This is a genomic window from Janthinobacterium sp. SUN118, assembly GCF_030397695.1.
GTDB lineage: Bacteria > Pseudomonadota > Gammaproteobacteria > Burkholderiales > Burkholderiaceae_D > Janthinobacterium.
Map to the genome: position 1 here is coordinate 3081045 of NZ_JAPUBV010000001.1, position 25489 is coordinate 3106533.

Consider the following 25489-nt stretch of genomic DNA (forward strand, 5'->3'; position numbering starts at 1 on the left):
TGGATGGCGGAAGGGATAATGTTTTTTGAAAAATATTTTCTATCAACCCGGCCGCGAAGAAAAACGCATCAGCTGAGCAGCACGATGCCGCCCGGCAGGCTGGTCATTTGCGCGCCGTACAGGTCGCGTATCATCGCCAGCGCGCCATCGGTCTGGCCGATGGAAAAGCGCATGCGCACGAGGCGGCGGCCCAGCTCGGCATTGCGCAGCAGTACCTTGCCCGGCCGGTAGCGGTTGATTTCATCGACGACATGGGACAGCGGCTTGCCGGCGAACGACAGCGCCCCCGTGCGCCAGGCGCTGGCCTCGCCCGCCGGCGCCGCCGTGGCCGCCAGCATGGCCTTGTCGTCATACACCAGTTGCTGTCCCGCATCGAGGGTCTGGCGGCGGTGTTGCCAGGCCACTTCCACGGCGCCCGCCAGGCAGGTGACGCAGACGGCATCGTCCGTGTGACGCACATTGAAGCGGGCCGATTGCGCCAGCAGGCGTCCCTCGCCCGCCACCACGGTCACGGGCGTGCTGGCACCGCTGGCAACGATTTCCGCCTCGCCGGCCAGCAGTTCGATCGCTTCCTGCGTCCGCACATTGATGCGCGTCTGCGTGTTCATCTGCACCGTCAGCTGGCGCGACAGCGCCACTTGCCGCTGCTCGCCCGTACCCGTGCGGTAATCGGCGCTGAGCTCCTGCAGCGATGGCCAGGCGCCCAGCGGCGGTCGCAGGGCCAGCACGGCGACGCCGGCGGCCAGCGCGCCGCCGAGAAAGGCGCGGCGTCCGGGCCGGGCCGGGAACGCCAGCACGGCCGCCCGCTGCGGTGCGGCCGCCTGCGCCTCCCCTTGCAGCGCCGGGTCGAGCGCCTGCCACAGCTGCCTGAGCTCGCGCCAGGCGCGCGCATGCGCGGGGCTGCGCGCGCACCAGGCGCGCAAGGCATCGGCGTCGGCCCGCGTAAAGTCGTCGCCGCGCAGCCGCGCCCACCAGGCATCGGCTTGCCGGCCGATGGCCGCGTCGCTGTCATCGGCGCTGGCGGCGGGGCCGCGTGGATCGGGGTCAGGAGCATTCATGGGTTTCATCAATATTTACGGCGGCCCGACACATCGCTGCGCTGGACGGCCTCGGCGTCGGCCATGCACGTTTTACAGTGTTGCATGGCGGCCTGCAATTCTTTCTTCACCATCGCCACGGAAATGCCGAAGCGCTCGGCGATCTCCGCGTTGAGCAAGCCGTCGACCCGGGCCGCCGTCAGGATGGCGCGGCGGCGCGGCGACAGCCCGGCCAGCGCCGCGTCCAGCGCCTGCACGTCGAGACGCGCCGAAACGATGCGCGCCGGGTCGCCGATATCGTCGCCGCTCTCGTCGGCCATGTGCATCAGCTCTTCGCGTTCGCGTTCCGTGACGATGATACGGTCGCGCCGATAGGCGTCGGTGGCGATATTGGCCGCCATGCGCAGGAGATACGCGTCGGGATTGTGGACGGGAGCGGAGGCCGGCCCCGGCGACACCATCGCTTCGAGGCGCAGCCAGGTTTCCTGCAGCGCATCGGCCGCATGGTGCTTGCAGCCGACCACGCGCTCGAGGCGCCAGCGCAGCACGGCGTAGCGTGAACTCAGGTGCCGCTTCAGTTTGGTGCGCAGGTCGGGCATGCTCATGGCGCGGCCCCTCCCGGCGCGCTGGCGGCGCAATCGACTTCGCTGCCCGGCCCCTGCGGCAGCAGCAGGATGGAAACGGGCTGCGGCATCGACGGCAGCGGCGCCGCGCCCACGCGCATGCCCAGCACCAGGCGCGCGATGGCCGTGTCGCGTGCGCGCAAGCCCGTGCTGTCGAGCAGTTGCACCCGGTCCACCACGCCGGCGCGGTTCAGGTACAGCTGCAGCGCCAGGCGGTAGCCGCCGGGACGCGTCTGCGCCGCGCGGCACAGCAGCCCCAGCAAAACGTGCTGCAGGCGGCTCACGTAGGCCGCATGGTCGCCGCCGCCGTGCAGGGCGCCAGGAATGTCGGCGGCCGCCACCACGGCGGCCTGCGGCAAGTCGGCGCCGGCCGGGGCATACACGATGACGGCTTGGGCATCGGACTGGCGCGCCTGCAGCCTCGTGCCCTCGAGCAAGGCTTGCAGGGCCACGCCGGCGGCATGCGCGCCGCGCACGGTGCCCGACTGGCGCTGCGCGTAGCGCTGCTCCATCAGCACGGCGATGCCCGTGCGGCGGCTGTAGAGATCGAGCGCGTCGCCGAGGTTCTGCGCGGCGATATCGAACTGGAAGACAGGAGCGTCGGCGGCCTGCGCCCGCACGGGCCCCGCCGCGGCCAGGAAGCCCAGCAGCACCAGGTATCCCGCCAGCGCAAGCACATGGACGGATGCCGGGCTGCCTGTCATATCGCTATCTTGTCGCTATCGTGTGAAGGGGGAACTGCGCAAATTGGGGTATTGCCAAGTTAAAATTCTTGCGTCAACTGCAATAGACTACACAGCAAACATGACGGCTTCGTGACATGCCGGCCATCAATAAATTTCGTCATGCGGGATGTCGGGAACGCTGCTGATTTCGGCTACACTGGCTGTCACTCTCCTTTTCCGACGCCGAATGATCGAAAAGAATTTGCCCGAACTGGTCATGCTGAAACGCCTCATCGACGAGGGCGGCAAGCACCTGGAAGTGGCCGCGCCCTGCACTGTCGCCATGGACGGGCGCGAATTTCCCGTGTACACCATTGCGCTGGGCAACCCCGGTCCGGACGTGCCCGTGCTGGGCTTTTTCGGCGGCATCCACGGCCTCGAGCGCATCGGCACGCAAGTACTGCTGTCCTTCCTGGAAAGCCTGATCGCGCGCCTGCGCTGGGATGCCACCCTGCACCAGCAACTGGAAACGATGCGCCTCGTGTTCATGCCGCTGGTCAATCCGGGCGGCATGTGGCAAGCCACGCGCTGCAATCCGAACGGCGTCGACCTGATGCGCAATGCCCCGCTGAGCGCGCGCGAAAGCGTGCCGTTCATGCTGGGCGGACAACGCTACAGTCCGCGCCTGCCCTGGTACCGGGGCGCGCAAGACGCGAGCATGGAAGCGGAAAGCCAGGCCGTATGCGACTTCGTCGAGCGCGAATTGCTGTCGCGCCAGTTCAGCATCGCCCTCGATTGCCATTCCGGCTTCGGCTTGCGCGACCGCATCTGGTTTCCCCACGCGCATACCAAGGTGCCGATACAGCACCTGGCCGAGATCGGAGCGCTGGAAGAGCTGTTCAGTCAAAGCTATCCGAACCACGACTATGTGTTCGAGCCGCAAAGCCGGCAATACCGCACGCATGGCGACCTGTGGGATTATCTGTACCTGAACGGCACCGGCTACAGCGGACGCGTGTTCCTGCCGCTGACGCTGGAAATGGGCTCGTGGCGCTGGGTCAAGAAAAACCCGCGCCAGCTGTTCAACCGGGTCAGCATCTTCAACCCGACGGCCACGCACCGCCTGCAGCGCGTGCTGCGGCGCCACCTGGTGTGGTTCGACTTCCTCATGCGCGCCGCCAGCAGCCACGGCCGCTGGGTGCCGGAAGGCCTGGCGCACAAGGCCCAGCGCCGGCGCGCGCTGGCGCAGTGGTACGAATCATGACGCAGATCAATACGCAGGAAAACTGGATCCTGCTGCGCGGCCTGATGCGCGAACAGCGCCACTGGGGCGCCTTCCCCGCCACCCTGGCGCGCGCCCTGCCCGGCGCCCATATCGTCACGCCCGACTTGCCCGGCAACGGACAACGCCATGCGCAGGACAGCGCCACGCGCGTGGCCGCGATGGTGGAGTCGTGCCGCCAGGATTTGCTGGCGCGCGCAATCGCCCCGCCCTACCGCCTGCTGGCCCTGTCGCTGGGCGGCATGGTGGCCGTGGAATGGGCGCACCGCTATCCGCAGGAAGTGGCCCGCTGCGTGCTGCTCAACACCAGCATGCGGCCCTACAGTCCGTTTTACCGGCGGCTGCGCTGGCAAAACTACGGCGCGCTGCTGCGCCAGCTGCTGCTGGGCGACCAACGCAGCCAGGAAGCGCTGATCCTGCGCCTGACCAGCCGCAGACATGCGCAAGGCAACCCCACCCTGTTGGCCGACTGGCTCGGCTACCAGCAGCAATACCCGGTCAGCCGCCGCAATGCGCTGCGCCAGCTGCTGTCGGCCGCCCGCTACCGCGCCCCTGCCACTCGTCCCGCCATGCCGGTGCTGGTGATGGCCGGCGCGCAAGATCAACTGGTCGACCACCGCTGCTCGCTGCGCCTGGCGCGGGCCTGGCAAGCGGACTGCCTGATCCACGGCGACGCGGGCCACGACTTGCCGCTCGACGAGGGGCTATGGGTGGCGCAGTCGCTGGCACGCTGGCTGGGGGTGGCAGCGGCAGACCATGACCAGGCATGCACGACACCGTCAACATGCAAATGACACACCAGACAGATCCTGCAGACCAGCTGGCCGCGCTGGTGGAAAGCGGCGTGCACGACCAGGTTTTTCCAGGCGCGGCCTGGGCCATGGGCTCCGTCCACCACGGTATGGCGGGCGCGGCCGGGCGGCTCACGCCCGATCCCGCCAGCGCCGCGATGCGGGCCGACACCTTGTTCGACATCGCTTCGCTGACCAAGATCGTCAGCGTATGGGCGCTGACCGGCAGGCTGGTGGGCCAGAAACGGCTGCGCCTGGACAGCCGCCTGGCCGACGTGCTGCCCGGTACGGCAGGCTATGCGCTGGGGCCGGTGACGATTTTCCAGCTGCTCACCCATACGGCGGGCTTGCCGCTGCGCGCGCGCCTGCGCGCCAGCTACGGCGAGGTGCGCGAGGACATCGTGCGCGGCGTACTGCGCGAGCCGCTGGAAGGCCGGCCCGGCGTGGCCGTGGACTACACGGACCGCGCGGCCCTGATCCTCGGCTTTGTCATCGAGCGGCTGCTGGGCATGCCGCTGGACGAGGCGCTTGCAGAGTACATTTTGCGGCCGCTGGGCATGGCCGCCACGGGCTTCGGCCCGGTGGCGCCGCGCCACGGCCAGCTGGTCGCGCCCACCGAGTACTGCGAGCAGGCCGGTGCCCACCTGTGCGGCGTCGTGCATGATTTTTCGGCCCGGCTGCTGGGCGGCGTGTGCGGCATTGCCGGGCTGTTTTCAAACGTGTTCGACCTGCAACGCTTCCTGCAGACAATGCTGGCGACATCGACAGGGCAGCACGGCGGGGCATTCGATGCCGGCTGGGTAAGCGCTTCGCTGACAGTGCAGACGGGCGCGCTGCATCCCGCGCGCGGGCTGTTCTGGCATCCGGCGGCAGGCACGGAACCCGGGGACGACATCTGGTGCCACCTGGGTTTCACGGGCACGGCAATGTGGCTCAGCCCGCGGCGCGGCCGCTATGGCGTGCTGCTGACGAACAAGCTGTATTACACGCGCGATTCCGCCAGAATCAACGGGCTGCGGCGCGACTTCATGCGCTGCGTGTTCAGCGGATGAGCAGCGGATGAGGCGCGACCTGCCGAGCCGGCGGCGCCGTCGCCGCCGTTCCCATGCAAGGGACGGACAACGACACGCCTGCCGGCCTGGCCCTCACGCCGGCTGCTGCTGCGTGGTGCAGTGGATGCCGCCGCCGCCGGCCGCGATGGCGTCGATATTCAGTTGCACGATGTCGCGCCCCGGGAATTGCTCGCGCAAGATGGCCTTGGTATTGCGGTCGGCTGTCGCATCGCCGAATTCCGGGCACAGCACGGCGCCGTTGCAGACATAGAAATTGATGTAGCCGGCGGCAAAGTCCTTGTTTTCATACTGCGGGCGCACATGGCCCGGCCCCGGCAAGACCACCACGTGCAGCGGCCGGCCGCGGGCGTCGGTCGCCTTGCGCAGGATGTCGAGGTGGCGCTGCGTGACGGCCCGTTCGGGCGACGTCGGGTCGCTTTCAAAGCCGGCCGCGACGACGCCGGGCGCGCAGAAGCGCGCATAGAAATCCGTGTGGCCATCCGTGATGTCCTGGCCGGCGATGCCGGGCAGCCAGATGACTTTTTCGATGCTCAGCAGCCGGCGCAGCTCCCGCTCGCATGCGGCCTTGCTCACGCCAGGGTTGCGGTTGGCGTTGAGCACGCAGCTTTCCGTGATGATGGCCGTGCCCTGGCCATCGACTTCGATGCCGCCCCCTTCGAGCACCAGGCTGCTTTCCAGCACGGCCACGCCGGCGCGCCCGGCAACAAAACCGGCCACCAGCGCATCGTCGTCGTAATCCTGCTTTTCGCCCCAGCCATTGAAATTGAAATTCACGCCGGCCAGCGCGCCGCCCGCCTGCTTGACGAAGACGGGCCCCGTGTCGCGCATCCACAGGTCGTCGATGGGCTGCACCAGCAGCCTGACCTTGCTGCCGCACAGGCGCGCCGCCACGTCGTAGTCCTCCTCGTTGACGAGCATGTGCACGGGCTCGACGCTGGCAATCGCCTGCGCGATGCGCGCCAGGTTCGCTTGCGCGCCCGCCTTCAGGCGCTCGCCCCACACCTCGTCGTTGGCGCCGAACGCCATCCAGGTGGCGGAGTGGCGCTCGCCTTCGTCGGGCATGCGCCAGCCCGCGCCCGCCGCCAGGGCGGGCATGGCAGGCAGGCCGCTGGCGGCGCCGGCCGCCAGGCCCAGGGCGCCAGTCAGGAAGTGTCGTCGTAGCATGCTGTTCTCCTTTTATCCAATTTCCTGCTGCGTGGTGCAATGGATGCCGCCACCACCGGCCGCGATGGGGTCGATATTGATCTGGATCACGGCGCGCCCCGGATACAGTTCCATATATTGCGCCCTGGCCCGGGCATCGGCCTGCGCATCGCCGAATTCGGGGATGAAAATGGCGCTCCTGGTGGCATAGTAATTGATATAGCCGGCGGCGAAGGTATTTGGATTGTTTCCTGGCCGAATCTGGCCGGGACCATCGACGACGACGATCTGCAGCGGCTGGTTATCCGCATCGGTGGCACCGCGCAGGATCTTCAGGTGGCGCCGCGTCAGCGCATGGTCGTACGATTCCGTGTCCATCTCGCGGTGCGCCGCCACCACGCCGGGACGCACGAAGCGGGCGTAGAAATCCGTGTGGGCGTCCGTGATGTCCTGGTTCTTGATGCCAGGCAGCCAGATCACCTTACGGATGCCCAGCAGGCGCAACAGTTCAGCCTCGCAATCGGCCTTGCTCCAGCCCGGATTGCGGTTGCTATTCAGCACGCAACTTTCCGTGATGATGGCCGTGCCCTTGCCGTCCACTTCCAGCGCGCCCCCTTCCAGCACCAGGCGCGTGGACAGCAGCGGCACCCGGGCCTGGGCGGCGACGACGTCGGCCACCACGCCATCCTTGCCCGATTGCTGCTTGTTGCCCCAGCCATTGAAGTTGAATTTCACGCCGGCCCGCTCTCCGTTCGGCTTGCGCACGAAGACGGGCCCCGTGTCGCGCATCCATAAATCGTCCAGCTCGGCGGGAATCAGGGTGACGCCCGCATCGAGCAATTGCCGCGCGCTGGTCAGTTCGGCTGGACGCACCAGCATGTTGACAGGTTCGTGCGCGGCGATGGCGTTGGCGATGCGCACCAGCGCCAGCTGCACCTGCGGCACTTGCGCGCGCGTCCAGATGGCGTTCGAGGCGCCGTACGCCATCCATGTCGCCTTGTGGGATTCGGCCTCGTCGGGCATGCGCCAGCCGTCGGCCTGAGGCAGGCCTCCGTTGCCGCCACTATTGATCGGCGGCAATGGCGCGGTGGGACCTGTGCCCGGCCCGCCCTCGGCGCCACCGCCGCAGCCGGCCAGCAAGCCGCCCATGGCCAGCGCGCTGCCGCCCACCATGCAATGACGCAAGAAATATCGACGTGTGTGCATATCCATCCTTTATTCATTAACAAGATTGCCGCGCGCCATAGCTGGCGTCTCGGGATGGAGAGCATTGTCGGCCGATCAAGACATGAAAACAAATGATATGATTTGCCTTAATTCATTAACTTTTCTCATATGTCAGAACATCGCATTCCTTCGCTGAAGTTGTTGATGGGCTTTGAGGCGGCGGCCCGTCACGGCAATTTCTCGCGCGCGGCCGACGAGCTGCACGTGACGCAGTCGGCCATCAGCCACCAGGTGCAATTGCTGGAAGAACAGGTCAAGCAGCCGCTGTTCCGTCGCGCCGGACGGGGCGTGGAGCTGACGGTGGCCGGCGAAGTGCTGCTGCGCAGCGTGCAGCGCTCGATGACCGTGCTGCGCAGCGGCCTGGGACGCATCGCCACCTATCTCGATCCGGGCCTCGTGGTGCTCGTGTGTCCGGCGCCCCTGCTGCACGGCTGGCTGCAGCCCCGGCTGCGCGCGCTGGAGGCGCAGCTGCCCGAACTGTGCCTGCTGCTGTCAGTGGACGAGAGCGCCCGCTTCGTCGATGAAATCGACGTCGATATCGCCATCGGCGACCGTCCCCTGCTGCAGCAGGACTTGCAGGAAATCCCCCTGCTGCACGATGAATGGGTATTGGTCGCCAACAGCGAGCTGGCGGCGCGGCTGGCCGGCATGCCGCAGGAGGCGCATCACCTGCACGCGGATCTGGTGTGTCTGGAAGAAAGCCTGACGGGCGACGCGACGGCGCCCCTGTTCCTGGGCCCGCTGGCGCGCTTTCGCAAGCGGGCCATCTACGACGACGCGCGCCTGCTGCTGGACGCCACGCTCGACGGGCGCGGCATCGCCTGCCTGCCGCGCCTGCTGGTCGATGCCAGCCTGGCGCGCGGCCTGCTGCACCTGTTGCCCGCTTACCCCAGGGTGCCGGGCGCCACCTGGTGGCTGTCAGGCGTGGCGGAACATCCGCGTTCGCCCATCGTCGGGCAAGTATTCGACTGGCTGCGCGCGCAAGGCGCGGCGCAGGAGCAATGATCAGGGCTGCGGCACGCGCGCATAGTCGAGGCCGCTGGCCCAGCGGTTTTCCCAGTGCGCCAGGTACGATTGCGCCAGGCGCGCGCTCTGCCACACGACGAGCACATTTTCGCTGTTGGCGGTAGCGGCATCGGCCGTGTAGTTGAAGCTGCCGTTCTGCACGCTCACGCCATCGGCAACGATGTACTTGTCGTGATGCAGCGCGTAGCGGGAAATGATACGGGTGGGAATACCCGCATCGACAAGGCGGTTCAAGGCGGCCCGGCTGTTCTTGCGCGCGTTGCGCCGCGCATCGACGAGCACCCTGACGTCCACGCCCCGCTGCCGCGCCCGCAGCAAGGCCTCGACCACATGGGGCGAGCTGAACGAATAGGCGGCCAGCCGGATCGTCGACGCCGCGCTATCGATGACCTTGAGCACCAGCGCCTCCGCCCCGCCATCGGGCGAAAACGCGTTTTCGATGGTGACCGTGGAGGCGGCGTCGGCGGCAAGCGATACTGGCGACGCCGACGACACGCCTGCGGCCAGGCACAGCGCAACGGCAAGCAGGATGTTCTTCACGCGGGCATTCCCCTGTTTCAATGAGTAGAATTCTATAAAACGCTACACCCAGCGCAGACAAGCACAACTTCGCCATGCCCAAATGCGCCCCATAGCTTATCGCTACAAAGACGTGGCATCGCGACCTGAATGGCTGCATGCACCAAACGTTAGCGACGCCTACTCACTGAGCGCTTGCGTTTCCACGAACTTTGCGGACCATATAAGCGACTGGAAACACAACGGATATTGGTTTTTCGACTCACCGTCCGTCATGATCAAACTGGCGGCCGACAATGCGATTGTACTCGACGGCCTCAAGCTCTTCTACTATGAACTATTCGAAGAAGAATTTGACGGTGAGAGCAGGGAATGGAGAACTTTCGAACCCGAGTCCTCATTCGAACTGAACGTTGTCTTACCTCAAACCAAAGTTTTGCAAAGTTTCAACGTAACCTTATTTACGTGCCAGACCTCCCCGGAATGCTCGTCCCTCTCGTGCAATTCCTTCGCTGCGACGCTTCCCGCCAATCAGCATTGTCTATTCAATACATTCCATGTAGCCAGGCAGGCAGTAGAAAACAATGGATTTCCCGCATGCGGGCCTGGGCCATATCGGATTATTGCGGTCTATTCAATACGATAGATACTGGCTGGGGCACATGTTCCTGGCCGGTTGCCGTCGTTGGCCCGCTGACTGCGCACCGTGAGGTGAAATGACTACCGCAATAGTCGGGGGATCGCGCAGGACGGCAGCAAACCGCATACGGCCCCATGGCAGTAATAAACCTATTGTCACCGCCACCAACAAACTCGCGGCGTCCAGCTGGCCACCTGCGAAAGAGTCGTTCACAATGTGCCTTGGCAATTCGCAACGCCAATCAGGCCGCTGCATCCAGCTTCGATTTTGCTGGCGCCAATTTCCAGGTATCCAGCAGCTAAATTGCTCGTCCCTATCGGCGGCTCCCTGCTTGACTTGCCGCCTGCCGCATCAACTCACTTCCCGGCAACAGCAAGAGATGACACCAGTATGGCGGCTTGCTGCATGACTTCGCCAGCATTCTCAATTTTACTGTGCTGAAGAGAAACCTTCACGTCGACATCCCGGTACGAAAAGTACAAATGGCAGATTTCAGTTTCGTAGCAAATAATGGAGCCGATTGTATATACCGAATCATTTTTTTCAGGACTTTTCCTGAAATACCAATTATACCGACCGCAGGAATCGATGCATTGATACCATCCAAACTGCGTCATTTTGAGCGCATTCGCAGTGTCCCCTTCGTCAACCATCGCATCGAAAGGAGAAGGAAAGCCTTTTCCTTTTCTTTCCATGCTGGACTGCAGGAAAATACCCCATTTGCCGAAATAAGGACCATTGGGAATCTCCAAAAACGCACCTTCCGTGTTATCGAGTGGAGCGGCATCCCTTCCAACATCGGAAGCAATAATAATCTGAGGATTTGGAACTCGAAAGGTTAGCCCTGCAATTTTCAATTCCACTATTCGCTGCGACCAAAAATAAGATCCTGCAATAAGCAATACCAAGGCAAAAAACGAAACTCCAACTTTACTTATACGCATCATGCTCTCTCTTGCAAGCCTGAAAATTGTCCGCTGGCTTTTGGTTCATCCGGGGCGCCAACGCCACCACCCTGAGACAGTGCCGTTACCACTGAAACAGAAACCACATGCGCCGGGCGGCACACAGAGATGCAGATCTCTCGATGAAACGCTGGTGCCAACAGAACGCGAATGCACTCCTCAGCTTTGGTCAGTTGCCAATCGTTTGCAAAGCCGCCAAGGCCAAGCGCCCGGCAGATGTTTTCGGATGTGTAGTTGGCGTTGAGCATAATCGCAGAAAAATTAAGGTATCGTAAAAATCGGGAAACGATAAGGTATCAGGCAATAGGCGGCAAGACACAACCATTCGAACGTCCGCATCTGGCTGCGGCCACTGTCCGGCGATATACAACGCCCCCTGTTGAAAAACCCGAGATGCAACTCATCCCTCGATTCGTGCAGTCCGTCGCAATTGACATCAAGCATGTCACATTTCCCTTAAAATCGGTCTTCACAAATAGAGGCAGCCAGCCGTCGATAACTTTCATCCAGTTCTAAAAGGAACAACTCATGTGGAAATCTGTATCCGCGCGCTCTTGCCTCGTAGTGGCGTCGGTCGCCGCTCTTGCTGCCTGCACCACTTCGAATGAAACGGCACATCAGCAATCGTTTTCCAAAGCGCCGGAGCAATTAAAGAAGCAAATAGAACACATGGACGTAGCCTTGTTCGCTGCTTTCAATGCCTGCGATGTCGCCGCATTTACAAACTACCTGACTCCGGATGTCGAGTTTTACCATGACGAAGGTGGCCTCATGCTATCGGCCGATTCTCAGGCGGAAGGCTTGAAAATGCGCTGTGCCGAGCAATCGAAAAACGGTGAGCTGCGGCGTGAATTAGTCAAGGCTAGTCTTGAAGTCTATCCAATTAAAAATTATGGCGCCGTTGAAATTGGCACGCATAATTTTTACAGGACTCTGCCGGGCAAACCGGAAAAATTGACGACTGTGGCGAAATTCATGCATATTTGGCAGCAGGATGGCAAGCAATGGCGTGTCTCGCGCATCATCAGCTACGCGCATTCGGCACCCAACTAGCAATGGACAAAGGAGACCGACAAAACCAGTCCCCTTCAGAATGTCGGCCCATATCACTTGCGTCCGACTCCATTGTAGTGTGCCCGGCTGAACTGCCTGTTCACCTCAGGCCAGGCATGCCGCGGCTATGGCAGCCGGTGCCGGAACGTGGGTTCGATGTTGCGCGCATGCAGCCAGCGCACGATGTCTTCCAGCGTGGCGTCCTGCAACAGCAAGCCTGGCTGGGGAGCGGGCGTGACCACGGGTGATGGGGCGGCGGGAACGGCGGCAGGCACTGCCTCGGCCAGCCCCGCATGCCCCTGCAGCTGCGCCAGCGCCTGCGCGAACTGCGCCGGATTGATGCTGCGCAAGCTTTCCAGGAAGCCCAGCTGTGCCGTCGGCGGCGGCGGCATGTCCAGGCCCGGCTCGTCGACGAAGGCGGCGCCCATGCTGGGGTGGATAAAGGCAGCCCACTTGCCCGACGGCTGCAAGCATGGCGGCAGCGCCGCCTGCTCCACGTAGGCGGGCGGCGCCACGGCGAGGATCTCGGTCGATGCGGGCAAAAAAGTCGCGCGCAGCAGTTGCACGAACTGGCGCGCCTGGGCGACGGGCACGGGCGTGGCCAGCGACAGCCATAACTGGAACGCCGTGCCCGAAATGCTGACGGCAGGCGCCGGCAAGTCCAGCTCATGCTGCACGGCATTGGCGATCGTGCACAGCGCGCTCCAGTGCGCTTCGCCGCCGCCCTTGCCGCCAAACTCCAGCACCAGCGCGCGCGCCAGGCCGCTATCGGTAACCAGCCGCACCGCTACCGTCTGCTCGCCCGACAGATGGCGCGCCAGCACGGCCGGCGTCAGCGGCTGCGCGCCGCCCTCCGCGTCCAGATACTGCTGCTGTGCATCGAACAGATACAGGCGGTTGAGTTCAGAAATCAGTTTGTGCATGTGCGGCTCCGTAATGACGTTGCGCAACACTTGCCAACGTGCGCAGATTATAGCCGCCCGCACGCTAGCGCATGGGCAGACCGGCCACGCGCTGCGCCCGCCTGACGCCGAACACCAGCCAGCTGGCGGCGGCAAACAGGCAGGCGGCCACGCCGCCGTACAGCATCACGGCGCCGAAACCCTGCGTCAGCGCCAGCCGCACGGCGCCAGCCGGCAGCGTCAAGCCCAGTTCGCCAGCGCCCTTGCCTGCCGACAAGCCTTCCGCCACGGCCCGCAACGCGGCGGCGTCCAGGCCGGCAGGCAACTGCGCGCGCACGGCGGACTGGATGGATTCGACGAGGATAAAGCCCATCAGCGCGATATTGATGGACAGGCTGACCATGCGCGCGCTGATGTCGATGCCCGAGGCCATGCCCGCGCGTTCGTTCGGCACGGCGCCCGTCGTCGTGTTGGTGACGGGCGTATTCGTCAAGCCCAGTCCCGTGCCGGCCAGCAGGCAGCCGGGCAAGATCGTCAGCCAGCTGGCGGCGTCCGCGCGGCTGCCCCACAGCATCAGCAGGAAACCCGCGCCGATGGCCAGCAAGCCGGCGGGGATCACCGCATCGGCCCGGTAGCGCAGCGCCAGCCGCTCGGCCAGCGGCGGCACGAGCAAGGTGGGCAAGGTGTAGGCCAGCAAGGTCAGGCCCGTGCCCACGCTGCTGTAGCCGAGGCAATTTTGCACGTACAGGGGCAAATACATCATGAAAGGCCAGAAACTGAAATTCATGCCTGCCGAACCGAGCAAGGCGCCCGAAAACCGGCGCAGGCGAAACACGGCAAAATCGACCATCGGTTCCGCCCGGCGCCGCTCGATGACGGCAAACAGCATCAGGCTGAGCAGTGCCACGGCCAGGCTGGCCACGCTGCGCGGATCCGTGAGACCCAGCGCCGGCCCCTGCGTGATGCACCACGCCAGGCTGAACACGCCCAGCGACAAGCTGGCGATGCCCGCCACGTCGAGCTTGCGCCGCTGCGGGTCGCGCGATTCGCGCACGCCCAGCCACACCAGCAGCAGCGTCACAATCGCCAGCGGCCCGTGCACGAGGAACACCCATTGCCAATTTGATAGTGCGACGATGGCCGCGCCGATGAGGGGACCAAAGCCCAGGCCGATGCCAAAGACGATGCCCCAGGCACCAAACGCCCGGCCCCGCGCGGCGCCCGCCTGGAATTGCTGCGACAGCACGGCCACCTGGCAGATCAGCATGGCGCCCCCGGCCATGCCTTGCAGGAAGCGCGCGGCGATCAGCACGCCGGTGCTGCCGGCCCAGCCGCACACGAGCGAACTGAGGCCGAACAGGGCCAGGCTGGCGAGAAACAGGCGTTTGCGGCCATAGCGGTCGGCCAGGGTGCCGGTGGCCATCAACACCGTGGTGCAGGCGATCGTGTAGGCGTTCATGATCCATTGCAACTGCTTGAAGTCGCCATGCAGCACGGTTTCCAGCGTCGGCAGGATCACGGGCACGCTGGAAATTTCCAGGCCGAACATGAGCGAAGCCAGGCACACGGCGGCCAGTGTCATGCGATTTTGTTGTGTAGAAGAAAGTAGCATCGAAGCCCAGTCAAAGTCATTGGTTAAGGCACCCGGCAAGAAATGCCTGTGCCGCGCCATTCTAGGCAGCCCCGATTCATGAGGGAAATGATAAAATTTTGTACAATTCATTCATTTTCATCATGAATCATCAGGACCACAGGCCATGGACTTCGATACCGCATTGCTGCGCGCCTTTGTCGCCGTACAGGAAACGGGCGGTTTCACGCGCGCGGCCGAACGGCTGCACCTGAGCCAGTCCGCCATCAGCCACCAGATCCGCCGCCTGGAGGAACAGGCCGGCACCGCGCTGCTCGTGCGCACGACGCGCCGCCTGCGCCTGACCGAGGATGGCGAGGATTTCCTGCGCCACGCGCGGCAGGTCCTGGCGGCCCAGGATGCGCTGTCGCGGCGTTTCCAGCGCTCCTCGATTGCCGGCGCCGTGCGCTTTGGCGTGCCGGAAAATTTCATGGGCGCCCGCCTGCCTGCCCTGCTGGCGCAATTCGCGCGCCTGTTTCCCGCCGTGCGCATGGATGTCACGGTGGGCACCTATCTTGACCTACAGAAACTGGTGGCGGCCGATGCGCTGGACCTGGCCGTCGTCATGGCCCTGGCCGGCAGCCAGGAGGACGCGGCCGTGCTGCGCCGCACGCGCTTCGTCTGGGCGGCGGCGCAGGATTTCAGCCATGACGGCGCACTGCCGCTGCCGCTGGCGTTTTCGCCGGCGCCCTGCATGCACCGGCAAGTGGGCGTCGATGCCCTCGAAGGCGCCGGGCTCGACTGGCGCGTGGCGTTTACCTCGCCCAGCCAGCAGGGCTTGCGCGCCGCCGTGCTGGCCGGGCTGGCCATCACGGCCCTGCCGCAAGGCGATCTGGAAGCGGGCATGGTGGTCATCGATGGCCAGCATGGCTTGCCCGCCCTGCCCGCCGCCCAGTTCCAGCTGCTCTGGCGCAGCGCCAGCAAGACGGCGGCGGCCGAGGCGTTCGGCCAATTGCTGCGCGAGTGGTCCGCGGCCAGCCACGCTGCCTGAGCTCAAGCCGTCCGCTGTCCCGCCCCGCCGGCGCCCTTGTCGACCGTATCCGAACCGCCCAGCCCCCCCGCCGCCGGCCGCTGTGTCGTTCCGGCCCGGCGCCTGGCGCGCGGCGCACACACGGTGTCCCGGCCATCGCCGGCGCCGCCATCCCGCGGTTTGAGCCAGCGCAATCCTTTACTGGGCGTGAACAAAGAAGTGAACGAACACGCATTTACCGTGCGGCAGCGCAGGACTATAGTGGCATCTTTCCCACCTGTTCAAGGATCGCCATGAAACTCTTTTATTCTCCGGGCGCCTGCTCGCTGGCTCCCCACATTATCCTGCGCGAAACGGGCACGCCGTTCACCCTGGTGAAAGTCGACCTGGGCCAGCACCGCACGCAGGAAGGCGGCAATTACTACGAACTCAGCCCGAAAGGCCAGGTGCCGCTGCTGGCGCTCGACGATGGGACTACCTTGAGCGAAGGTCCCGTCATCGCCCAGTACATCGCCGAACAGGCCGGCAAGCAGGAGCTGTTGCCGCCCGTGGGCAACTTTGCCCGCTACAGGGTGCTGGAATGGCAGAACTACATCACCTCCGAGCTGCACAAATCGTTCAGTCCCCTGTTCGATCCCCGCCTCGACGCGGCCGCGAAGGCCTTGTTCACCCAGCAACTGAGCAAAAAATATGCATGGGTCAATAGCCGCCTGGAAGGCCAGTCCTACCTGACGGGCGACACCTTCACGGTGGCCGACGCCTACCTGTTCGTCATCACGGGCTGGGCGCCGCACCTGGGCGTGGATTTGTCCGCACTGGCCAATGTGCAAGCCTTCCTGGCCCGCGTGGGCCAGCGCGACAGCGTCAAGGCGGCGTTGGCGGCCGAGAAAACGGCGGCCTGACGCCGTCTTGCTGGCCGGGACTCAGGTTCTTTCCGCCTTGCCGTGCATCACCATGATGGTTTGCTGCATCAGCGCGCACAAGGTTTCCCGGCCCTCCTTGACGGCGAACACTTCGGCCTGCGTGACGATCAGGGTGCGGCCCGGCCGCACCACCTTGCCGCGCGCGATCAGCTTTTCGCCATCGGCGGGCGCCAGCAAATTCATCTTGTATTCCACCGTCAGCACGGACGCGCCGTCCGGCACCAGCGTCATGGCCGCATAGCCGGCGGCCGAATCGGCGATCATGCCCACCACGCCGCCATGCACGAAGCCATGCTGCTGCTCGATGCCGCTCCAGTGCGGCACGTGGATTTCCGTGCTGCCATGCGCCACCACGGGCAGGCTGGCCTGGATCAAGGTCATGGCATTTTGCAAGTCAAAACTGGCGCGCACGCGCTCGGCGAAGTGCGGGTCCGGAAGATGGGCCATGGTTGTATGCTTTCAGGATAGGCGCTGCGTGGCAAGAGATCATGCACTGTACCTGCTTATGCCCGACTGCGGCAATGCTCACCGGTAGCGGCGCACCAACGGCGAACCACCCCGAACCACCCCGTACACGCCGCACTATGCGAAAATGCCCGCCTTTGCCATTGCCGGACCTTGCCCATGCCGCACGCTGCCATAGCCCCCCTTTCCGAGCGCGACGCGCGCCGCATCGCGCACCATGCGCCGGCGGCCGACGCCGCCCGCTTCCTGCACCCTGCCCAGCAGGCGCTGCTGCACCGGCGCGGCTGGCTGAGCATGCTGGCGCCGCGCAGCGCCGGCGGCGCCGAGCTGCCCCTGCCGCAGGTGGTGCGGCTGGAAGAAGCCGTCGCCGCCGTCGACGGCAGCATGGGCTGGGTGCTGACCCTGTGCGCGGGCGCCGGCTGGTTCGCCGGTTTCCTCGCCCCCGAAATGGCGCGCAGCATCATCGGCACGCCGCGCGTGTGCCTGGGCGGCAGCGGCGCGGCCACGGGCCACGCGGACGAGGAAGGCGACGGCTACCGCATCACGGGCAGCTGGGACTACGCCAGCGGCGCGCCCATGGCGACTCACTTCACCCTGAACGCCCAGCTGCGCGCCAACGGCGTCCCCCTGCTCGATGACGCAGGAAAACCGCGCATCCGCGCCTTCCTCGTGCCGGCCGCGCAGGTGCAGCTGGTGCCCTCATGGAACAGCCTCGGCATGCGCGCCAGCGCCTCGCACAGCTACCGCATCGACGGCCAGTGGCTCGGCAAGGAGCATGGTTTTACGATCAGTCCCGACACCGCGACGGCCGATGGCCCCCTTTACCGCTACCCGTTCTATTCACTCGCTTACGTGACCCTGGCGGCCAACGTGGCCGGCATGGCCAGCCACTTCATGGAATTGGCCGTAGCATGCATGCGCCACCGCCGCCACGCGCGCGCAGGCTTGCCGCTGCTGCAGGTGCCGGCAGTGGCGGACTTATTACAAAGCAAGCAGGATGCGTTTGCGGCCGCCCGCGCGCGCTTTTACGCCGAACTCGACGGCAGCTGGGCCACGGTTGCCGCCGGCTCCTCGCTGGAGGCGGACGCCATGCAGGCCGTGCAGGCCAGCTCGCTGGCCCTGGTGGCCGCCGCGCGCGCGGCCGTCGACGATCTGTATCCGTACTGCGGCCTGTACGCGGCCCGCGAAGACAGCACCATCAACCGCGTCTGGCGCGATTTCCACACGGCCAGCCAGCATGCGCTGCTGCTGCCGTAGCTTTCAGCCGTCAACGCAAACAGCCCGCCCGCCATGCTTGACATTCATCATGGCCCGTTCGGCAGCGAAACGCGTGCCGGCGCGCATAGCCTGATAATATTCAGCATTGCTATTTCGCGGCCCCTATCCATGCACGTCAACACCCTCAGCAGCCTGGCGCAACTCCTGGCCAGTGCCGAAACGGAATCCCTGGCCTTTCCCACCAGCGTCAATACGGCCTTGCTCCTGCAAAAGGAACTGGCCAATCCCGATTGCCATTCGGCCGAGATCAGCCGTTTGCTGCTGTGCGAACCGACCTTGTCGGCGCGCGCCGTGGCCCTGGCCAACTCGGCCCTGTTCGCGCCCGGCATGGCGCCCGCCATCACCAGCGTGCGCGCGGCCGTGGAACGGCTGGGTCACCGCAACCTGTATTCGCTGGCGACGGCGGCCGTCATCCGCCAGCTGAATGCGGGCATCAAGGACCCTGAGCTGCGCGGCCGGGCTACCCAGCTGTGGGCGCACACCGTGCACGTGGCCGCGCTGTCCCATGAAATTGCCAGCATCGTCACGGACACGGATGCCGATACGGCCCTGTTTGCCGGCATCGTGCATGAGGTAGCCGGCTTTTATTTGCTGGCGCAAGCCGACAAGACGCCGGGCCTGTACGCGCAGTTGGAAACGCAGATGGCGCCCGCGCTGGAAGTCATCGGCCGCGGCCTGATGGGCCAGCTGGGCGTGCCGCCGTCCGTGGCCGACGCGATCGTCGCCTTGCCCGGCTCGACCATCATGCTGCCGCCGGAAGGCTTGCGCGACACCCTGCTGCTGGCCAAGGCGCTGGCGCCCGTGCCCTCGCCCCTGCCGCAGGCGTCCGTCACCGTCAGCGCGCCGCTGCAAGCTTACCTCGACAGCGACCCCGTGCTGCAGACGCTGCGCGAGCAGCCTTCGGCCGAGGCCAGGGGCCTGATCGCGGTACTGCTCAGCTGATGGCCGATCTGCTATGATGCGCAGGCCGGGACGACCCCGGCTTGCCCCTTATTTGCAATTACTAATGCGTCATCCGCTCACTGGAAAACTGCCTTGACTACCTCCTTACGCATGCTCGGCCTGGCCGCAGCACTGACCATGGCGTGCAACGCCAACGCCGACAGCTTCGTTTCCTCGGCCTCCAGCGCCGGTTCCCAGTCGAGCGGCAGCATTTCCGATTCGCTCAACGGCTCGAGCAACAGCTCGTCGCGCGACAACAAGGTGGCCAATGGCCCTTACCGCATCATCGACGTGGCCGCCATGCCGGGCCGCGACGGCATGACGCGCCTCACCCTGCGGGCCGACGCCACGCAAGCGCCGCTGGTGCTGGACTTGCCGCAAGCGGCCCTCGACAAGCAGCAGCTGGCGCAGGGCGACATGGTGTATGCGCAAAACCGCGCCTACGGCATCGAGTTCTCGCGCAACGACACGCGCGCCGCCTTCTTCCTCGTGCTGGCCGACGACTGGTACGGCGAACTGGCCACGCGTCCCGTCAGCCTTTGATTCGGCGTTTGAGGTCAAGCGTGCGCCCGCGCCGCCTGGCGCTGCTGCTGGCCGTCTGCGCCGCATTCGGCGGCGCCGGCGCGGCGCATGCAGGCACGTCGCCCGCTTCCGCGCGCTTCTGCGACCGCGCGCAGGAACTCACGGCCGCGGAACAGGACCGCCTGCTGCGCTTTGCCGCCGTCGTGCGCGAGGAGCTGGCCGCCACCGAAGGCAGCGTGGCGCTGATCAGCCGCTCGGGCCTGGACCTGGCGCGCTTCGGCATCCGCTATTCGCACGCGGCGCTGGCCTGGCGCCATGACGATGACGGCGGCTGGTCCGCGCGCCAGCTGTACTACGCCTGCGACGAAGGCCGTCCGCGCATCTTCGACCAGGGCACGGCCGGTTTCGCCATGGGCACGGACAATCCCTCGCTCGGCTACATCGCGCTGGTAAAACTGCCGGCGGAGACGGTGGCGCCCCTGCGCCGCGCCCTGCTCGACCCCGTGCGCGTGCAGCAACTGCTGGCGGGACGCTACAGCGCCAACGCCTATGCCTATGATTTGAAATACCAGAATTGCAACCAGTGGGTGGTGGAATTGCTGGCCTCCGCCTGGGGCGAGCTGGCCGCAGGCAGCGACTTGCGCGCCCGCGCCCAGGACTGGCTGCGCGCCGCGCCGTATGCGCCCGCACCCGTCGACGTGGGCTCGCGCTGGCTGATGCTCGGTTCCGTCTTCGTACCGCTCGTGCACATGGACGACCACCCGCGCGAAGCCATCGGCACGATGCGGCTGCAAGTGAGCCTGCCGGCCAGCCTGGAAGCGTTCGCGCGCCAGCGCCTGCCCGCCAGCGAACGCGTGGAAATCTGCCACGACGGCAAGCAGGTGGTGGTGCACCGGGGCTGGGAAGCCATCGCCGACGGTTGCGTGCCGGGCGCGAACGACCGCGTCATCGCCCTCGATTGATTACGTAGCCGCGTCGAGCGCCTCGCCGATCGCATAGAAGCGCCCGCCCGCGATGTAATGCAGGCTGCGCCACTCCGGACCGGCATCCTCGAAATGCCAGTGGCCGTCGCGGAACACGCGCGTGTCGGCCCAGGCGCCCACCACTTCGCCGATGAACAGGTCGTACGCTCCCTGGTTGTGCGGCTCGGGGATCAGGCGGCAGGCCAGCCAGGCCGAGCATCCGGCCACGAATGGCATATCGAACCCCTCGCGTTGAAACAGCTGCACGCCGGCGCGCGCCAGCTTGTCCGGCTGCGCGTCGAGGCTGTGCGTGCCGACGGCATGCGTGAGCTGCAGCTGCGCCGCCGTCGGCACCTGGATCACGAAAGTGCCGCTGCCTTCGACCAGCGCGCGCGTGCGCGTGGCCTTGTCCAGCACCACGGTCAGCTTCGGCGGCGCGAAGTCGAGCGCGCAGGCCCAGGCCGCCGCCATCACGTTGTCCACGCCGCCATGGCGCGCCGAGACGAGGATGGAGGGACCATGGTTGAGCAATCGATACGCCTTTTCCAGCGGCACCGCAGCGACATGGCTGTCGGCGGCGGCCATCTACGCCCGCTCCGCGGGCAATTGCAAGACCATGTCCCACTGGTCGAGGCCGGGCCCGATGCCATCCGGCGTCACCTTCACGGGCACGAAGCCGAAGCGTGCATAAAACTGCTGCGTGTGCTGGCTGGTATTCATGTTCACGCTGCTCACCTGCGGCATGGCGCCGATGGCATCGAGGCGCGCCTGCGTCAGCGCGTGGCCCAGACCCTGGCCATGCAAGTGCTGCGCCACCATGCCCCAGGACAGGCTGGCCACGGTGCCGTCCGCCTCGAGCGCATGGCCGCCGCAGGCGACGATGCGCGCATCACCGTCGATGACGCGCTCGATGACGAAATAGGGGTGCGCCGATGCATCGAGCCAGGCGGCAAAGCGGACGCGCTCCGAGGGGTCGAAAAAACGCGGCGTGTTGCCGTCGAAGAGGGCCAGGCAGGCATCGCGGTCACTGGCCAGGTAAGGACGTACTGTCTGCATAGTCTGTACTCGCAAGTCAAGGAACGGGAATTATACGGCGCGCGCGTTCACAGCAATCTGTCGGAGGCCACCACGTGCACGCCCGGCGCGGCGGCGATGGCCGCTTCCAGCAAGGCGCTGGCGATGCGCGGCGCCGGATTGATGCGCCAGCGCGGCGGCAGCATGGGGCCCAGCACGCGCAGGATGCGCAAGGCGGCGCCCTCGCCCGCGCGCGCCACCTCGCGCTCGCCGCCGATCAGGCCGGGACGCACGTGCGTGAGCGAGGCAAAGCCCAGCTGCTCGAGGTCGCGTTCCAGCTCGCCCTTGACGCGGTTATAAAAGATGCGCGAAGACGCGTTGGCGCCGGCCGCCGAATTCAAGACATACGCGCGCGCGCCGGCCGCCAGCGCCAGGCGCGCCGCGGCCAGCGGATAGTCATGGTCGACGCGCCTGAACACCTGCCGCGTGCCGGCCACTTTCATGGTCGTGCCCAGGGTGCAGATGACGGCGTCCGCCTGCCACCACGGCGCGTCGGCCGGCAAGCGGTCGAAGTCGACGACGGGCGCCTGCAGTTTCGGCTGCGCCGGCAAGGCCCGCCGCGACGGCGCCACGACGCCCGTCACGCGCGCATCGGCCAGCGCCAGGCGCAGCACTGCGCGTCCCACCAGGCCCGTGGCCCCTATCAGTATCAATTGCATGCTTTCCTCGTTGTGGCGGCTTCTCAAGCGCCACCATACACGGAACTCAGCCCAGGCGCAGCGCCAGCGCCGCCAAGGTCACGAGCAGCACGGGCACGGTGAGCACGATGCCGACGCGGAAATAATAGCCCCAGGAGATGTGGATATTCTTGCTGTCGAGTACATGCAGCCACAGCAAGGTGGCCAGGCTGCCGATGGGCGTGATCTTCGGCCCCAGGTCGCTGCCGATGACGTTTGCATAGATCATCGCTTCGCGCACGGTGCCCTGCGCCGTCGTCGGGTCGATGGCCAGCGCTCCCACCAGCACCGTCGGCAGGTTGTTCATCACGGACGACAGCAATGCCGTCAGCACGCCCGTGCCCATGGCCGCGCCCCACACGCCCCAGGCGGCAAAGTGGTTCAGCATGGCCGTCACATAGCCGGTCAAGCCCGCATTGCGCAAGCCGTAGACGACCAGGTACATGCCCAGCGAAAAGACGACGATGTGCCACGGCGCATGGCGCAGCACGTAGCGCGTGGAAATCACGTGGCCCTTGCCCGCCACGCCCAGCAGCAGCGCGGCGCCCACGGCGGCGATCAGGCTGATGGGCACGCCCAGGGCTTCCTGCGAGAAGAAGCCCACCAGCAGCAGCGCCAGCACCAGCCAGCCGGCGCGGAAGGTGGCCAGGTCGCGGATAGCGGCGCCGGGAAGCTTGAGCTGCGTGGCGTCGTAGTCGCGCGGGATATCCTGGCGGAAAAAGAGCAGCAAGGCCGCCAGGGTGGCCAGCACGGCCACCACGTTGACGGGCACCATCACGGACGCGTATTCGGCAAAGCCGATCTTGAAATAGTCGGCCGAGACGATATTCACGAGGTTCGACACCACCAGCGGCAGGCTGGCCGTGTCGGCGATGAAGCCGGCCGCCATGACGTAGGCCAGCGTGGCTTTCGCGGAAAATTTCAGGGCGCGCAGCATGGCGATGACGATGGGCGTCAGGATCAGCGCGGCACCGTCGTTGGCGAACACGGCGGACACCAGGGCGCCCAGCAGGACCAGCAGCACGAACAGTTTTCTGCCGCTGCCGCCGCCCCAGCGCGCCACGTGCAGCGCAGACCACTCGAAGAAGCCGGCCGCGTCCAGCAGCAGGCTGATGATGATGACGGCAACAAAGGTGCCGGTGGCGTTCCACACGATATGCCAGACGACGGGAATATCGGCCCAGTGGATGACGCCGGCCAGCAAGGCCACGCCGGCGCCGATGACGGCGCTCCAGCCGATGCCCAGGCCGCGCGGCTGCCAGATGACGAGGGTCAGGGTGGCGAGGAAGATCAGGAAGGCGGTGAGCATGCGATAAAGTCCCGTACGATGCGGCGTCGCGGGCACCATGCGCCGCAGCCTGTGAATGTCAACAATACTTCCATGATACTGGAATTATTGAATCAAAGCAAAGCCGCGGCGGATTGACGTCACTTGAGCGCGATGGCGAGATCGGCCAGCCCCACCGCCCCGTTGCCGATGGCGGACAGGGCCGGCGTGGCCGCGCCGCCGCTCGGCACCGCGGCGCCCGTCGCCAGGTCGATGCGGTACAGCGAGCTGGGGCCCGTGGCCGACGTGCGCAGGGCCGCCAGCACCAGGCCGTTGGCGCCGCCCGCGATATCGAAGCCGGCGTCGCCCATCACCGCCACGCCGAGCGGTCCCACGTTCGCCAGGGCACCGTCGTTGGGCGGATTCTGCAGGGCCAGGGCAGCGCTGGCCGTGTCGATATCGAACAGCATGGTCGCCGTCGTGCCGGCATAGCTGTTGGTGTAGGCGGCGGCCGTGACGACGGGCGCCGCGCCCGCGCGGTTGATGGCGCCATCGGTGGTGGTGGCGCCCGTGTCGGCATTGATGCGCAGGCTTTGCCCCGTGTTGCCGATCACGCGCAGGCGGTCGGCGACGGGATTGAAATCGACGCCGAAGGCCGTGCCGGCAAGGCCCGTGTAGGGCGCCGTCACGTCGGCCGCATCGGCCGCCAGGGTTGCCTTGACGGTGGCCATGCCCGTGGCAGGGTCGATGGTGACGAGGCGCGCGGCCGAGGAAATACCGTACAGCACGCCATCCTTGGGCCGGATGTCAAAACCCAGCAGGCGCTCGCCCGCCGCCAGGCCCGTCACGGCCACGTTGGCGTCGAGGGTGTTCGGCGTGGCCGTCTTGAAGGTGACGATGCGGCCGTCGTCCGTCAAGCCGTAGGCGATGGGCGCCGCCTGGGCCTTCAAGGCGATGCCGCGCAGCTCTTCGCTCGCGCCGATGGCCGCCACCAGGGTGGCCGGCGCGGCGGTCGCCGCCAGGTTCAGGGTGTACAGGTTGCGCGCGCCGGCCACCGTCATGACGGCGTAGCCCGTGTTGCTGCGCGCGTCGATGTCGAAGCCCGCCACGCTGGTGGCCGCCACGCCCAGCGGCACGGCGCCGGTCAGGGTGCCGTTGTTGGGCGGATTCTGCGTGTACAGCGTGGCGTTGGCCGCGTCGATGACAAATAAGGTCGTGCTGGCCGTGCCGGCGAAGCTGTTGGTGTAGGCGGCGGCCGTGATGGCCGTATTCGCGGCGCCGCCATTGATATTGCCGTCCGTTGTGGTGGCGCCCGTGTCGGCATTGATGCGCAGGCTCTGTCCCGTGTCGCTGACGATGCGCAGGCGGTCGGCGACCGGGTTGAAATCGACGCCGAACTGCGTGCCGGCCAGCGCCGTGAATGGCGCCGTGGCGTCGGCCGCGTCGGCCGCCAGCGTCGCTTTCAGCGTGGCGACGCCGGTCGCGCCGTTCAGGGTGTACAGGCGCCCCGTGCTGCCGAGGCCATACAGCTGGCCGTCGGCGGGCCGGAAGTCGATGCCCAGCAGGTTTTCGCCCGCCTGCAAGCCCGTGACGGTGGCCGTGGTGCGGATGGTCGCGGGCGTGGCGCGGTCGAACGACAGCAGCTTGTTGCTGGCGGTCAACACGAAGACGTCGCCGGCGACCACCGCGGGCGGCGGTGGCGTGACGGAATCATCGTGGCTGCTCCCGCCGCCGCAGGCGGACAAGCTCATGGCGACGGCGGAAACAAGCAGCAGCTTGGCAAATGGCAAGGTTGGCAAATGTGGCATGGTCGTGGCCCCTGTAAGAGTGAGT

The 25489-nt window shown here is 66.0% G+C and carries 26 protein-coding genes; 11 read left to right on the forward strand and 15 right to left on the reverse strand.

Annotated elements, in window-relative coordinates; all coding sequences use genetic code 11:
• Window positions 1-68: 68 nt before the first annotated feature.
• The 3 genes from O0880_RS13815 to O0880_RS13825 are packed head-to-tail and all read right to left on the reverse strand — an operon-like array spanning window position 69 to window position 2364.
• Window positions 69-1058: a FecR domain-containing protein gene (locus O0880_RS13815; protein ID WP_289886968.1), complete on the reverse strand. Its 990-nt coding sequence runs from the start codon at window positions 1056-1058 to the stop codon at window positions 69-71.
• A gap of 8 nt (window positions 1059-1066) precedes the next feature.
• Window positions 1067-1642 carry an RNA polymerase sigma factor gene (locus O0880_RS13820; protein ID WP_156894832.1) on the reverse strand — a complete coding sequence of 192 codons (576 nt, stop codon included), beginning with the start codon at window positions 1640-1642 and terminating at the stop codon, window positions 1067-1069.
• Complete coding sequence (locus O0880_RS13825) at window positions 1639-2364, reverse strand: hypothetical protein (protein WP_289886969.1); 726 nt, start codon at window positions 2362-2364, stop codon at window positions 1639-1641. The genes O0880_RS13820 and O0880_RS13825 overlap by 4 nt, the downstream gene beginning before the upstream one ends.
• A gap of 208 nt (window positions 2365-2572) precedes the next feature.
• Here O0880_RS13825 and O0880_RS13830 point away from each other — a divergent pair, with 208 nt between their 5' ends.
• Genes O0880_RS13830 through O0880_RS13840 form a run of 3 tightly spaced genes read left to right on the forward strand, consistent with a single transcriptional unit; the run spans window position 2573 to window position 5450 of the window.
• Window positions 2573-3589 carry a M14 family zinc carboxypeptidase gene (locus O0880_RS13830; RefSeq protein ID WP_289886970.1) on the forward strand — a complete coding sequence of 339 codons (1017 nt, stop codon included), beginning with the start codon at window positions 2573-2575 and terminating at the stop codon, window positions 3587-3589.
• Window positions 3586-4401: an alpha/beta hydrolase gene (locus O0880_RS13835; protein ID WP_289886971.1), complete on the forward strand. Its 816-nt coding sequence runs from the start codon at window positions 3586-3588 to the stop codon at window positions 4399-4401. Before O0880_RS13830 ends, O0880_RS13835 begins: the two co-directional genes overlap by 4 nt.
• Window positions 4398-5450, forward strand: a complete 1053-nt coding sequence (locus O0880_RS13840; RefSeq protein WP_289886972.1) for a serine hydrolase domain-containing protein — start codon at window positions 4398-4400, stop codon at window positions 5448-5450. The genes O0880_RS13835 and O0880_RS13840 overlap by 4 nt, the downstream gene beginning before the upstream one ends.
• A gap of 93 nt (window positions 5451-5543) precedes the next feature.
• Here O0880_RS13840 and O0880_RS13845 read toward each other — a convergent pair whose 3' ends face one another.
• Window positions 5544-6635, reverse strand: coding sequence for an agmatine deiminase family protein (locus tag O0880_RS13845; protein ID WP_289886973.1), 1092 nt, complete (start codon window positions 6633-6635; stop codon window positions 5544-5546).
• Window positions 6636-6647: 12 nt separating this feature from the next.
• Entirely contained in the window at window positions 6648-7820 is a 1173-nt protein-coding gene (locus O0880_RS13850; RefSeq protein ID WP_289886974.1) for an agmatine deiminase family protein, read from the reverse strand.
• Between the two features lie 129 nt (window positions 7821-7949).
• On the opposite strand from O0880_RS13850, the gene O0880_RS13855 reads away from it, so the two are divergent.
• Window positions 7950-8846 carry a LysR family transcriptional regulator gene (locus tag O0880_RS13855; RefSeq protein WP_289886975.1) on the forward strand — a complete coding sequence of 299 codons (897 nt, stop codon included), beginning with the start codon at window positions 7950-7952 and terminating at the stop codon, window positions 8844-8846.
• On the opposite strand, the gene O0880_RS13860 is transcribed toward O0880_RS13855, so the two are convergent.
• Window positions 8847-9362 (reverse strand): phospholipase D family protein, encoded by a 516-nt coding sequence (locus tag O0880_RS13860; RefSeq protein WP_354669892.1) that lies wholly within the window; start codon window positions 9360-9362, stop codon window positions 8847-8849.
• A 1020-nt stretch (window positions 9363-10382) separates the two neighbouring features.
• Window positions 10383-10973, reverse strand: a complete 591-nt coding sequence (locus tag O0880_RS13865) for a hypothetical protein (RefSeq protein WP_289886976.1) — start codon at window positions 10971-10973, stop codon at window positions 10383-10385.
• A 546-nt stretch (window positions 10974-11519) separates the two neighbouring features.
• Here O0880_RS13865 and O0880_RS13870 point away from each other — a divergent pair.
• On the forward strand, window positions 11520-12044 hold the full coding sequence (locus tag O0880_RS13870) for a nuclear transport factor 2 family protein (RefSeq protein WP_289886977.1): 525 nt from the start codon (window positions 11520-11522) through the stop codon (window positions 12042-12044).
• A 125-nt stretch (window positions 12045-12169) separates the two neighbouring features.
• Here the strand turns inward: O0880_RS13870 and O0880_RS13875 are convergent, their stop codons facing one another.
• Window positions 12170-12967, reverse strand: a complete 798-nt coding sequence (locus tag O0880_RS13875) for a hypothetical protein (protein ID WP_289886978.1) — start codon at window positions 12965-12967, stop codon at window positions 12170-12172.
• A gap of 64 nt (window positions 12968-13031) precedes the next feature.
• Window positions 13032-14558: an MFS transporter gene (locus tag O0880_RS13880; RefSeq protein ID WP_289886979.1), complete on the reverse strand. Its 1527-nt coding sequence runs from the start codon at window positions 14556-14558 to the stop codon at window positions 13032-13034.
• A gap of 145 nt (window positions 14559-14703) precedes the next feature.
• Between O0880_RS13880 and O0880_RS13885 the strand changes: the two genes are divergently transcribed.
• Window positions 14704-15567 carry a LysR substrate-binding domain-containing protein gene (locus O0880_RS13885; RefSeq protein ID WP_289886980.1) on the forward strand — a complete coding sequence of 288 codons (864 nt, stop codon included), beginning with the start codon at window positions 14704-14706 and terminating at the stop codon, window positions 15565-15567.
• Between the two features lie 272 nt (window positions 15568-15839).
• Entirely contained in the window at window positions 15840-16448 is a 609-nt protein-coding gene (gene gstA / locus O0880_RS13890) for a glutathione transferase GstA (protein WP_289886981.1), read from the forward strand.
• Between the two features lie 21 nt (window positions 16449-16469).
• On the opposite strand, the gene O0880_RS13895 is transcribed toward gstA, so the two are convergent.
• Window positions 16470-16916, reverse strand: a complete 447-nt coding sequence (locus O0880_RS13895) for a PaaI family thioesterase (protein ID WP_071323877.1) — start codon at window positions 16914-16916, stop codon at window positions 16470-16472.
• A gap of 177 nt (window positions 16917-17093) precedes the next feature.
• Between O0880_RS13895 and O0880_RS13900 the strand changes: the two genes are divergently transcribed.
• The 4 genes from O0880_RS13900 to O0880_RS13915 all read left to right on the forward strand — a co-directional run bounded on the left by O0880_RS13900 (window position 17094) and on the right by O0880_RS13915 (window position 20638).
• A complete protein-coding gene (locus O0880_RS13900; RefSeq protein WP_289886983.1) occupies window positions 17094-18191 on the forward strand; it encodes an acyl-CoA dehydrogenase in 1098 nt (365 codons plus the stop codon).
• Between the two features lie 129 nt (window positions 18192-18320).
• Window positions 18321-19154, forward strand: a complete 834-nt coding sequence (locus tag O0880_RS13905) for an HDOD domain-containing protein (RefSeq protein ID WP_071323879.1) — start codon at window positions 18321-18323, stop codon at window positions 19152-19154.
• Between the two features lie 111 nt (window positions 19155-19265).
• Window positions 19266-19697, forward strand: coding sequence for a hypothetical protein (locus O0880_RS13910; RefSeq protein WP_071323880.1), 432 nt, complete (start codon window positions 19266-19268; stop codon window positions 19695-19697).
• Between the two features lie 20 nt (window positions 19698-19717).
• The gene (locus tag O0880_RS13915) at window positions 19718-20638 is read left to right on the forward strand and encodes a DUF2145 domain-containing protein (RefSeq protein WP_289886984.1); all 921 of its coding nucleotides are present in this window, start codon (window positions 19718-19720) and stop codon (window positions 20636-20638) included.
• On the opposite strand, the gene O0880_RS13920 is transcribed toward O0880_RS13915, so the two are convergent.
• The 5 genes from O0880_RS13920 to O0880_RS13940 form a co-directional block, all read right to left on the reverse strand.
• The gene (locus tag O0880_RS13920; RefSeq protein ID WP_289886985.1) at window positions 20639-21223 is read right to left on the reverse strand and encodes a flavin reductase family protein; all 585 of its coding nucleotides are present in this window, start codon (window positions 21221-21223) and stop codon (window positions 20639-20641) included.
• A complete protein-coding gene (locus O0880_RS13925; protein ID WP_289886987.1) occupies window positions 21224-21694 on the reverse strand; it encodes a GNAT family N-acetyltransferase in 471 nt (156 codons plus the stop codon).
• Between the two features lie 47 nt (window positions 21695-21741).
• Window positions 21742-22371, reverse strand: a complete 630-nt coding sequence (locus O0880_RS13930; RefSeq protein ID WP_289886988.1) for an NAD(P)H-binding protein — start codon at window positions 22369-22371, stop codon at window positions 21742-21744.
• 46 nt (window positions 22372-22417) lie between these two features.
• Complete coding sequence (locus O0880_RS13935) at window positions 22418-23698, reverse strand: arsenic transporter (RefSeq protein WP_289886990.1); 1281 nt, start codon at window positions 23696-23698, stop codon at window positions 22418-22420.
• Window positions 23699-23817: 119 nt separating this feature from the next.
• On the reverse strand, window positions 23818-25464 hold the full coding sequence (locus tag O0880_RS13940) for a DUF4394 domain-containing protein (RefSeq protein WP_289886992.1): 1647 nt from the start codon (window positions 25462-25464) through the stop codon (window positions 23818-23820).
• Window positions 25465-25489: the final 25 nt, after the last annotated feature.